Annotated in this window: 11 protein-coding genes; 6 read left to right on the top strand and 5 right to left on the bottom strand. The window is 51.1% G+C overall.

Annotated elements, in window-relative coordinates; genetic code table 11:
- On the top strand, window positions 1-2,953 hold a 2,953-nt coding region (locus tag ACLQ7H_RS09610; protein ID WP_411752463.1), incomplete at its 5' end, for a phage tail tip protein.
- Between the two features lie 80 nt (window positions 2,954-3,033).
- Window positions 3,034-4,797, top strand: coding sequence for a pyocin knob domain-containing protein (locus tag ACLQ7H_RS09605; protein ID WP_411752462.1), 1,764 nt, complete (start codon window positions 3,034-3,036; stop codon window positions 4,795-4,797).
- A 136-nt stretch (window positions 4,798-4,933) separates the two neighbouring features.
- On the opposite strand, the gene ACLQ7H_RS09600 is transcribed toward ACLQ7H_RS09605, so the two are convergent.
- Entirely contained in the window at window positions 4,934-5,671 is a 738-nt protein-coding gene (locus ACLQ7H_RS09600) for a class I SAM-dependent methyltransferase (RefSeq protein ID WP_411752461.1), read from the bottom strand.
- Between the two features lie 123 nt (window positions 5,672-5,794).
- Here ACLQ7H_RS09600 and ACLQ7H_RS09595 point away from each other — a divergent pair, with 123 nt between their 5' ends.
- Window positions 5,795-6,256 (top strand): GNAT family N-acetyltransferase, encoded by a 462-nt coding sequence (locus ACLQ7H_RS09595; RefSeq protein WP_411752460.1) that lies wholly within the window; start codon window positions 5,795-5,797, stop codon window positions 6,254-6,256.
- Window positions 6,257-6,317: 61 nt separating this feature from the next.
- Here the strand turns inward: ACLQ7H_RS09595 and ACLQ7H_RS09590 are convergent, their stop codons facing one another.
- Window positions 6,318-6,845 carry a rhodanese family protein gene (locus ACLQ7H_RS09590; RefSeq protein WP_411752459.1) on the bottom strand — a complete coding sequence of 176 codons (528 nt, stop codon included), beginning with the start codon at window positions 6,843-6,845 and terminating at the stop codon, window positions 6,318-6,320.
- 7 nt (window positions 6,846-6,852) lie between these two features.
- Window positions 6,853-7,155 (bottom strand): ArsR/SmtB family transcription factor, encoded by a 303-nt coding sequence (locus tag ACLQ7H_RS09585; protein ID WP_411752458.1) that lies wholly within the window; start codon window positions 7,153-7,155, stop codon window positions 6,853-6,855.
- 276 nt (window positions 7,156-7,431) lie between these two features.
- Between ACLQ7H_RS09585 and ACLQ7H_RS09580 the strand changes: the two genes are divergently transcribed.
- Window positions 7,432-8,562 (top strand): tyrosine-protein phosphatase, encoded by a 1,131-nt coding sequence (locus tag ACLQ7H_RS09580; protein WP_411752457.1) that lies wholly within the window; start codon window positions 7,432-7,434, stop codon window positions 8,560-8,562.
- 56 nt (window positions 8,563-8,618) lie between these two features.
- Here ACLQ7H_RS09580 and ACLQ7H_RS09575 read toward each other — a convergent pair whose 3' ends face one another.
- Window positions 8,619-9,257 carry a LysE family transporter gene (locus ACLQ7H_RS09575; protein WP_411752456.1) on the bottom strand — a complete coding sequence of 213 codons (639 nt, stop codon included), beginning with the start codon at window positions 9,255-9,257 and terminating at the stop codon, window positions 8,619-8,621.
- A gap of 216 nt (window positions 9,258-9,473) precedes the next feature.
- On the opposite strand from ACLQ7H_RS09575, the gene ACLQ7H_RS09570 reads away from it, so the two are divergent.
- Entirely contained in the window at window positions 9,474-9,821 is a 348-nt protein-coding gene (locus tag ACLQ7H_RS09570) for a DUF6404 family protein (RefSeq protein ID WP_411752455.1), read from the top strand.
- A 51-nt stretch (window positions 9,822-9,872) separates the two neighbouring features.
- Here ACLQ7H_RS09570 and ACLQ7H_RS09565 read toward each other — a convergent pair whose 3' ends face one another.
- On the bottom strand, window positions 9,873-10,130 hold the full coding sequence (locus ACLQ7H_RS09565) for a hypothetical protein (protein WP_411752454.1): 258 nt from the start codon (window positions 10,128-10,130) through the stop codon (window positions 9,873-9,875).
- 178 nt (window positions 10,131-10,308) lie between these two features.
- On the opposite strand from ACLQ7H_RS09565, the gene ACLQ7H_RS09560 reads away from it, so the two are divergent.
- Window positions 10,309-10,597 (top strand): helix-turn-helix domain-containing protein (locus tag ACLQ7H_RS09560; protein ID WP_411752464.1); only part of this gene is annotated, 289 nt, incomplete at its 3' end.

Genomic DNA, 10,597 nt, shown 5'->3' with positions numbered 1-10,597 from the left:
CAATGCCGATCTGAGCAATGCTGTTGATGTGCTGCAACAGGATTTGACGCAGCTGGGCAAAGCCGCCATCGAAAACAGCCTGACCATCGAGCATAACCGCCAAAAACTCTCCCAGGCCCAGGAGGCGTTGAATAGCGATATCAAGGACGCGCGCGGGGAAATTGACAGCACCCGGGCCAGCTTGGCGCGTGCAGATGCCGAACTGCAAGCCAAGGTTGATGCCCTTACCGGTGGCACTAATGCGGCAATGGCAGAGGTTGCCTCGCAGATCACCCAATTGCAGGATGGCGACCAGCAACTGGCCAGCAAGCTAGACGTGGTGATCGCCAAGGCTGAAGGGAACGCTGCACAAATCGCGCAGGAGAAAGCAGCGCGTGTGGATGCTGATGGGGCGTTAGCCAAGGATATCAGCTCGGTCAAAGCCACGGCGGATAATCAGCAAGGTTTGATTATCAAGCTGGAGCAGGCGCAAGCCGATGCCGATTCTGCTTTGGCTAAGGTGGAGTCCAACGTTTCCGCCAATGCCAAGGCCATCGGCAGCAACAAGACGGAACAGGACAAGGTTAACTCGCAGGTCACGCAGAAAACCGAAGCGCTGGCCGATCAGCAGAAAACGCAGAGCCAGCAGCTCAGCGGGCTGACTTCTGAGTTTAGCGAAAACCGAGCTGAGGTGACCCAACAGCTGAAAACGCTGGCGGCGACAGACTCGGCTCAGGCCCAGCAGATTTCCGGTTTGCAAGCCAGCGCAGGTAGCAACACTGCGGCTATCCAGGCAGAGGCAAAATCCCGTGCCGATGCCGACGGTGCGCTGAGCCAACGGGTTGACGTGATCCAGGCGACCAGCCAGGAAAACACGGCGGCCATCACCCGCCTAGGCATAGCGCAAACCGATGCCGAAAGCAGCACGGCTAGTCTGCAACAGGCTTTGGAGGCTACGGCCAAGGCGAATATCGAACAGACGCTTAAGCAGGATAACGATGTTCAACGTCTGGACGAGAGCAGCGCCCGGTTAACCACGGCGCAAACCGTTTTTGCCGATCGGCAGCAAGCGCAGGCCCAGCAGATCACGCAGCTGGATGCGAACTTTGGCGACGTGTCTGCGCAGTTGCAGCAGGAGATCACCACCAGGGCCAGCGAGACCGGTGCCCTGTCGCAACGCTTTGACCACTTGAGCGCAGATGTCGGCAGCAATCAGGCCGAGGTTAACCAGCGTTTGCAGGCGCTGGTGGATAGCGGTAGTGCTCAAGCATCGTTAATTACCGGCTTGGGAGCGGCCAGTGGCGAGAATAAAGCCGCGATCGCCTCTGAATCGCAAGCGCGGACCACGGCGGATGAAGCGTTATCTCGGCAGTTGAGTTCGCTGGACTCCACCGTTGGGCAAAATACGGCGGCCATCAACGATCGGCTGCAGACGTTGGCTAATCAAGACTCGGCCATGGCGGAGCAGATTGGTTCCTTAACGGCGACCTCCGGTGAAAACAGCGCAGCGATCGGCGAGCTGAAGCAGGCTCAAAGCGACTCGGCCGGTTCGCAGGCCTCGCTCAGCAGCTCGCTTGAAGCCATTGCCAAGGCGGATATCGAGCAGTCGTTAAAGCAGGCGGAAGACGTTATCAGCAATGATGTGGTCACCGCATCGATCAAGACCCAGCAAAACGTGATGGCGGACGATCAGCGCGCCCAGGCGCAGCAGATCACCGAATTACGCGCGAGCTTTGGTGATGTTGATGCGCGCTTGATGACGGAACAGACGGTGCGTGCGGAAGCCGACAAAGCGTTATCCCAGCAGGTGACAGCACTGGCAGGCACCGTGGGGGACAATAATGCCCAACTCAATCAGCAGTTGCAGGTGCTGGTGGATACGGACAGTGCCCAGGCCAAGCTGATTAACGATCTGACCAGCCGAACAGGGGCGAATGAGGCCTCGGTTACCGCCCTGAGCCAAACGCTAACCGATAGCAATAGCGCGACGGCTCAGCAAATTGGTGCTCTACAATCCGCTACCGGTGACAATACGTCGGCTATTACCTCGCTGTCGAAAACCGTGACCGATAACCAATCGGCAACGGCTAACGATATCAAGTTATTGAATACGGCGGTGGGGGATAACAAGGCGGCGGTCCAGCAGGTGAGTTCTGCGCAGGCGACTTTGGATGGCAAGGTCTCCGCAACCTGGTCGGTAAAAGTTGAAACCAGTAAGAAGGGGGAAAGCAGCGTTGCCGGTTTGGCATTGGGGGTTGATGACGCGGGTAACCGGCAATTTTTGGTGCGGGCCGATCGATTTGCCTTGGTGACCAAAGATGAAGGCAATGTGTCTGTTCCCTTCGCCGTGCAAAATGGCCAGACGTTTATTAACTCGGCGTTTATTGCTGATGGGACGATTACTAATGCAAAAATTGGCGAGTATATTCAGTCAAATAACTATGACTGGAATAAAAGAATAGGCTGGTCAATTGAGAAAAATGGTAATGCTGTTTTTAATAACATTACTGCAAGAGGGCATATTGAGGCAACATCAGGAACTCTTGAGAATGTCACTATAAAAGGTACTGCAACAATTGAGCGAGTAGTAGCAAGCTCGATTGAGGGGGATATAGCAAAAATAATCCCGGTTAGCTCTGGGAGCTCAGTAACAATCTCTCCACAACCTTTTAATAGAACGATTTTCATACCAATCATATCTGTGTCAGCCTATACAACGTCGCGTGAAACTGGTGGCGGCAATAATAACCAGACTATCTATGATTTTGGTTCGGCCAGTGCATCTATCTTTGTTAATGGTGTTCGTCAATTAACTAAGGAAGTAAGGGCAAGTCACAGTATGCAAGTGGCAACGGATAGCGAGTCTTATTCTTTCCCGCTGTATGCAAATAATAGTGTCACAATTCAATATGTGGCGTCTGCTGAAAATGGTAATTATTTAAATGCTATCGCCGTGTTTGCTGTGAAGTCATAGTTAAACCCAGGTTGTCACTAAGGTAGATTAATTAATTTCGTGAACCGCAATGTGCGGTTATTTTAATTGGAGTAAGAACTATGTGGTACAAAACAGGCACTATCAATTTAATCGCTAATAACTCAGCCGTAACTGGTACCGGCACCGCGTGGGCCGATGCTAAGTTCGGTGTAATGCCAGGTATGATTTTGCTGGCACCGGACAATAAGCTGTATGAAGTTAAGCAGGTGAATAGCAACACTTCACTGACCCTTAACAGCAACTATGCAGGTTCAACGGCCAGCGGGCAGAGCTATGCGATTATCACTACCTATGAAGGCGATATCAGCCAGTTCTCCGCACGCTTTGCGGCGATGCTGACTTTCTTCCAGGGTAGCCGCAATGATACGGTGAGCTGGTTTACTGGCTCCGGGGATATGACCTTCACCAAGGATGATGGTACAAAGCTAACTGTGCCAACATTAGCGAAGATCCAGGCCGATTATCTGTCAAAAACAGCTACTGCAGATCAAGGCATAGCCGGTCCGGTATTGTTCTCTAAAGCCGCAACGTTTAATAATGGCTCAACATCACTCGGTGATAACGTTTTTCAAGCAAAAACTCCCGGGGCAAACGTAATTTTGCGTTATAAGGATATGGATGGAGTTGAGAAGGGGGCTATATACGTAACCTCAGCTACTGGGCAAATGACACAACGCTGGGGTGGTTCAGAATTTAGTGTAATATATGGCGTGGATGGACGAGTAACATTCCCGAGTGATATCTACATTGGTACTGTGAAGGTTAAAACTCAGTCAACGTCGCTGGGTACACAGGATTTAGATAATATTAAAACAGATGGGGATTATTATCAAAGCCTCAACGCAAATGCCACTGCCGAGAATCATTATCCGAATTCTCAGGCTGGTTTTTTATGTGTTCTTAGTTCACGTGCGGGAGTATTAGGTCGATTCTATATAACGCAACTTTATTATCCATATAAGGCTGCTGATTATTTTTATCAAAGAATATATGATGCTAGCATTTCATCATGGACTGCTTGGGATATTTACGAGGCGCGTGGTAGAAGTGACTCTCGTTATTTAAAAGTCGGGGAGTATGGTCTGGGGGTAGATTACAGACCATCATTAACGGGGTATTCATTAGCGTCTGATTATCGAGTTAATGGAGCATTTTATGCCAACCTATCATCAATGACAGACACGTTTGGTAATACAAATACTCATGTGCTGAATGTCTCAGGCTATACCGGACGCACACATTGTTTCCAACTGGCGTTCCCATTGGGTTCGGACAGAATGGGGTTCCGTCGTATTCAAAATAACGGTGTTGGTGAATGGAAAGAAGTTTGGCATACCGGAAACACCACCGTAGACGCCAACGGCTTCCTGAAAAAAGCATCACCCATCGCGCGTCTCTCCAGCAATCCAGACAAAATGCCCGACGAATACCTGGACGGCTTTACCCTATCTGGGCTGGCGGCGGTGAATAGCGAAGCCGCAGGCGTTAGCGCAGAGCGAGTCTCGGTTGGCGTATATAAAGTGACGGGTTCGCTAGGTTTCGCGCTGGAAGGCTGGAACATCGAAGTCCCGCAGGACGTCAACGGTAACCGTCTATGCTTCGTCGCTACCGAAGCGGCCGAAGACGGCACGATCACGGTCAAAGTCAGCAAACGCCGCTTTGATATTGATACCGCAGCGATCGTTGCTGGGGAGCCGATGGATATTCCTGAAGGGCGCTGGATCGATCTGCGCTTGGAGATGCCGCCGGTTGAAGAAGAGCAGAACGTTGATATCGATGAACCAGAACCGGAAAGCCCAGGCGGCGAAATGGCGAGCGAGTAAGTTGTACTGACAGTGAAACGGTGTTGTTCTGCAGTTGCCCAGAACCGTTCGCTGTGAATAAGCTTGGAAAGTATTGGGGGGAGGCAGCCTCCCCAATATTGGATGTTTTAACAATGTTTAATAAAGCGAATAGCCATTACGCAGCGGGTTTTTGTACCGCCAGGATAAAGATCATCGGGCGTTCTTTTTCTTCATCCAGTGCCGGATTGTCGGCGATCTGTTGAGCCGAAGGACCCCACTCGTTCAGATAGCGGATGGTGAATCCCTGCTGGACTAACAAATTGATATAGGTACCCAGCATACGGTGCTGCTTGATCACCCCTTCTGCCAGCCAGTTAGAAATACGTTGCCCTTCTTGCTGGTAGCCATTAATCGGCCAAGATTTTTGCCCTGCCTCATCCACCAACCAGCCCTGATGCTTTGGCGCAGTATAAATTGGGTGTTCGGCGGTAAAAATAAACTCCCCACCATTCACCAATGCCTGATAAACGGTCGCGAACAGCTTGCCGAGGTCTTCGATATAGTGCAGCGTCAGCGAGCTATAGACCAAATCAAAGCTGGCTGCCGGCAGCTGTAGCGCTTCCAGATCCTGCTGGCGGTATGTAATCGCCGGATCATCGGTCATCTCTTTTGCCTTGCCCAACATCTTCTCTGACAGATCCATTCCCAGTACCTGGGCTGCACCTTGCTCACGAGCACTGCGGCAGAACCAACCGTAGCCACAGCCAAGATCGACCACCTTTTTGCCCTGTAAATCGGGCAGGATGCTGCGGATGGTTGGCCATTCCGGTGCACCATCTAAACCCTGTACTGAACGGCTGAGTTGCGCATAGCCGTCAAAGAAGGTTTGATTGTCATAGATATTTTGCGACATAACATCTCCTTTATTATATAAACCGCATAACAGCGCGGCGTGTTAATGGTATGCGTTCATTAAGTTGGCTGCCAGCCAAAACAGGGCATAACTTGCTTACCACAGAATAAATCAGGAGCTTGGGTGAACATTATTTCGGTGCGTCAGGAACCAACCTATCGTGATGTGGCTATCGATTATTTCCAGCGTCAGTGGGCATCGCCAGAAACCATGATGCTGTATCAAGACTCGATAACCCGATGTATCGACGCGGTAAATCCGTTGCCGCAGTGGTATTTGTTGCTGGATGGGGAAACCGTTGCGGGTTGTGTGGGGCTCATCACCAATGACTTTATCAGCCGCATGGAACTGTATCCGTGGCTATGTGCGCTGTATGTCGATGAGCATTATCGCGGGCAGGGGTACGGCGCATTGTTGGTCAACCACGTAGCCAAGGCCGCAGGCGAACTGGGATTTCCCCGTTTGCATCTGTGTACCGATCATGTGGGCTATTACGAGAAGCTGGGTTTCAGTTTTGATGGGCTTGGTTATCACCCGTGGGGCGAGTCGTCACGGGTCTATTCGTTGGATCTTGGCAAACTTTGATGTTTGGGACGTAGCGGCTAAGCGGGCGCAGCATGCGGCGCCCCTAAGGTTGAGCATCTCGCTATTTTGGCTGGTTCCAAGGCATTTTGACCAATAGCGTCGCCATCCCGCAAAATCCGCTGAGCCCGGCAAATAGCAACCCGGCACCTACAAAGCCGGACAGCAGGAAGAATAGGGGAGAGACTGCGTACCCCAAGATAGTGCCAGCCAGAATAAGGGAGCCAGCAGCAATCTGCACCTGTCGCATGATGGGGAGTGGCTGGTTGTTACCCTTGACGACAGCCAATCCCTGTTGCTTCCAGCCATTGATACCGCCTTCAAGCAGATAAACCTTGGCAGGTGTTGCGGCACCTGCCAATAGCGCTGCGTTTTCTGCCGTACGACGGCCCGACTGACAGTGAAAAATCACCACATCCTGTTCGCTAACCGCCTGCGGTTTGCCCCCTTTCTCAATATCAGGCAGCGACAGCAAGCTGGCTTGAGCAATGTGCTCGTGGGCATACTCATCCATTCCGCGAACATCCAGCAGTTGCGCTCCTTGCATGATTAATTTTTGCGCTTGCTGGGCAGTTATCGTTTCTACGTTCATGGTGTCCTCAGGGGCAATAGATGGCTTTTAGCGTGCTAATGACCTGCTGCACGGCGCTATTTTTAATCGAGTAATTGATGCGTTGTCGATCGCGGGTGCTTTCAATCAGCCCTTCCTCGCGCATCTTTGCCAGATGCTGTGAAGTGGCTGATGGGCTAAGCCCGGTTGCCAGCGCCAGCTCACCGGCACTGGTGCCTGGCGCATCCACCAACATACAAAGGATCAACAGGCGGCGGGGGTTGCTCATGGTTTTGAGTAACGTCGCGGCGGCATTGGCGCTGGCAAGCAGTGAGGCGTTTTCGTCCGTCATTCATTATTTTAGTATTTGCTAAATTTAGTGAATGCTAAAGTAAATGATGGGAAAATGCACGTGTTTTTTTCAACGGTAAACCAGGTCTCCAACCTTGAACTGATTCACAAAACTGAAGAATAGTCACCGGCAGGACAAAAAATGGGAACAAAATGAGCAAGTAATCGCCATCATCGTTAAGTTATTTGGTGTTTAAATCAAAGAGGTTCTAACCGTGAATGGAGTCGCGGCTGCTGCGTAACTTAGCCGCGCTATATCAATCCAAGGAGTCTCTCAATGAATAAATTCAAGCTATCCATTCTTTGTTCTACGCTGATTTTTTCACCGCTGGCGGTTACGACCAGCGTTCATGCTGCCCAGACCGTGTCCGCCATACCCGCGGTCAATCAGCAACTGATCGATCCTCAGGGGATGATTATGCGTGACGGTAATCGGCTTGCTTTGACTTGGAGCGGTATGCCAAGCCAGGGGAGCGTAGCTATCAAATGGCTGGATGTGGCATCGGGTAAAAGTCAGACGTTGAACGCCAACGTGCAGAATGGCCAGCTATCGATCGATGATCCTAACCCGCATCGCAGAACTCTCTTTATGTTACCGGCAGGGAAAACGACGATCACCTTGGCAGAGCGGAAAGTACCCGCGCCAGGGATGGATAATTTGCGCGATATGGGGGGGCTGAAAACCGCAGATGGCCGCTATACCAAGTGGGGCCTCGCCTATCGAGCCGATACGCTTTATAAAGCCAAACCAGCAGGTTATAGCTATCTAAACAACATGAATATGGGCTATGTGTTCGATCTGCGCCGGGCGGAAGAGATCGCTAAAAAACCCGATCCGGCGCTGGACGGCGTAGCCTATTACCATACTCAGATCCCTGACTCCCCACCGGCTTATGCCGATGTGTCCTGGGATAGCAATGAGGCGATCTTCAAATTTGTCAGTTTCCCCCGTGCAGAGACCTTTTATGTCGACACTAACGTCTTTATGGTTGAAGCCAAAAAGAGCCACCAGTCGATGAAACAGGTTTTTGAGACCGCTTTAAAAGGCGATGGCAAGGCGATGGTCTGGCACTGTGCCGGTGGTAAAGACCGGACTGGCTATGTTTCTGCGATGTTTTTGGCCGCGCTGGGAGTGCCGCAAGAAACCATTGTTAATGAGTATCTGTTAACCAACGAGTATCGGCAGGATTTTGATCGCCAGGAGCTGGCGGATATGAGCAAGGTCTTCAATAACGATCCACAGGCGATCAAGGGGTTTAGCGCCATCCAGCAGTCAAGGCCGGAATATATTCTCGCTGGTCTTAAGCGTATCGAACAACAATACGGCTCGGTTGATCGCTATCTTGAGCAAGAAGTGGGCGTGACGCCGCAGGACATTGCCAGATTAAAACAGCTATATACCGAATAGGGCACTTTTGGCTTTTATCGGTGGTAGGTAAAGGCCACCGATAGCAGGTGAGCCAGCTATAGGGAGCGGCGTGTCAGACCTTCGTAAATCAGCTTAATGGCGAAAGCCCCGATCACTACACCGATCGCTCGGCTGGCTACCCGTTGCACGCTGGTATAGGAGCGCCGTACCGCTGGCAAGGAGAATGCCTGGCTGAGAAAAACGCGCCAGATAACCGAACTGAGCACGATCCCCAACCAGGCACTCAGTTTGGCCCAGGTGGGCGTATTGGCGCTTAGGGTTACGGAGAAAATACTAATGAAAAACAGCACCGTCTGCGGATTGGAGAGATCGGTTATCAGGCCCCGGCGGAAGAATACATACCAAGGCGCACTGAGTGGTTGTTGCAGCGCAGGGGAATATGGCGTTGCCTGTTTATTCATACTCTTATAGGCAAACCATAGGAGATATAACCCGCCGACGACCTTGATGAACGAGAAGACCCCCTCACATTGGGTGATCAACGTCGCCATGCCAAACAAGCCTAGCCCGGAATATACGGCGTCACCCAACGCCACGCCAAGCCCGGTAAGCATGCCTGCTCGGCTACCGGAGGCCAGGCTGGTTTGCACCACGACGAACAGATTGGCGCCGGGGTTGAAAAACGTTAACACAAACAGGCCGATCGTCAGGGTGATTGCATGTAGTGGATCCATCTCCGTTATCCTTTCTTGCGCTCAAACACCAATGATATGGCTAGTCCTGCACTGGAGATGCGAATCGCATCACATCTATAGCTGAGGTAAGGATAGAACCCTATCTGGCCCACTATAGGGCGAGGAGCTAAACGGTGAAAAATCCTTAAGCGGCAGTTCTCAAACTGTGCTCAATCTGATAAAAAATAGACTTGTTGCTAGTGAAGGGATTCGACTATGACGTTTGATGAAAAGAAAGAACGGGCATTAGCGTTGATGGCAGAGAAAAAAATGTGGCGTAGCAATTATGCTCCACCGCTCCTGCGCCTGCTGTGGAAGTTAGGCGTCCAGAGCCCACCGCCGCCGTTTATGCCGTTCTGGCTGAATGTGCTGTGCTTTGGTGGCTTTTTTGGCTCTGTGTGGGGCCTGTTTATGTGGTTTACGATTTGGAAAAGCGAATGCTACAGCGTATTGATGGCGCTGCAGCCAAGCTTACTGGCTGGTGGGCTGTTTGGCTTGATGATGGCGCTATATCACTATTGGCGAAAGCGGGTGAACAAGCTGCCGGACTGGGACAGTCTTTGATAGATGAGTGGGGGCATAAGTCATTCGCCTGAACCCCAGCAGGCGGTGCCGTCAGCCTTTCGGCAATAAAGCACCCATCAGTGAGGTAAACACGCCTCCAGTAGTAAAGGCATGCGCTGTTTGGTATTCCTCACCCTTAATGTCTTTAAATCTGGCAAGGGCCGCTTGCGGGGAGGTGGCTTGCAATTCTTCAAATTGCTTGGCATAGCCTTTATCTAGCAGGTGCTTCTGATTATCTGCGAAATCAGGTCCAGAATTATCCAGTACCACAATCTGCTCGCCCTTCACGAAAAAACTGTAAATCACCATAGTATCTTCTTTTAGCTGGTGTCATGAATATTCCAAGATCGGATGAATACTGTGCACTGTCAAGGTGGGCTATCAGGAAACAGTTTCTGCCACCATTCGGGTTTCATCAGATTGCCTCCGGGAAACCTCGGCCTTTAGGCCGGGGAGGAAAGGAGGCGGTTTTCAAGCTAACTTCTTTTTGTCTTTTCACTATAACTCCTGTAATTTTGTACATATGAAACGCGCCTACAAATATCGGTTTTATCCAACACAGGATCAGATTGAGTTTTTAGCTCAAACCTTCGGCTGTGTGCGTTTTGTCTACAATTCAGTTCTTCGCTGGCGAACTGATGCGTACCGCGAACGACAGGAGAAGATCGGCTACATTCAGGCCAATGCCCGACTAACCGCCCTAAAAAAAGAGCCTGAATTGACCTGGCTGAATGATGTTTCCTGCGTCCCGTTACAGCAGACTCTTCGCCACCAAC

It is taken from the genome of Serratia sp. (in: enterobacteria), assembly GCF_046715635.1.
In the GTDB taxonomy this organism is placed as follows: Bacteria; Pseudomonadota; Gammaproteobacteria; order Enterobacterales; family Enterobacteriaceae; genus Chania.
This window is presented reverse-complemented; position numbering and strand designations above follow the sequence as displayed.

Bases quoted from the DNA above. Each gene is read 5' to 3' on its own strand.
- ACLQ7H_RS09580 (WP_411752457.1), top strand. From the start codon at position 7,432: ATGAATAAATTCAAGCTATCCATTCTTTGTTCTACGCTGATTTTTTCA.
- ACLQ7H_RS09565 (WP_411752454.1), bottom strand. From the start codon at position 10,130: ATGGTGATTTACAGTTTTTTCGTGAAGGGCGAGCAGATTGTGGTACTG.
- ACLQ7H_RS09570 (WP_411752455.1), top strand. From the start codon at position 9,474: ATGACGTTTGATGAAAAGAAAGAACGGGCATTAGCGTTGATGGCAGAG.
- ACLQ7H_RS09585 (WP_411752458.1), bottom strand. From the start codon at position 7,155: ATGACGGACGAAAACGCCTCACTGCTTGCCAGCGCCAATGCCGCCGCG.
- ACLQ7H_RS09600 (WP_411752461.1), bottom strand. From the start codon at position 5,671: ATGTCGCAAAATATCTATGACAATCAAACCTTCTTTGACGGCTATGCG.
- ACLQ7H_RS09575 (WP_411752456.1), bottom strand. From the start codon at position 9,257: ATGGATCCACTACATGCAATCACCCTGACGATCGGCCTGTTTGTGTTA.
- ACLQ7H_RS09590 (WP_411752459.1), bottom strand. From the start codon at position 6,845: ATGAACGTAGAAACGATAACTGCCCAGCAAGCGCAAAAATTAATCATG.
- ACLQ7H_RS09605 (WP_411752462.1), top strand. From the start codon at position 3,034: ATGTGGTACAAAACAGGCACTATCAATTTAATCGCTAATAACTCAGCC.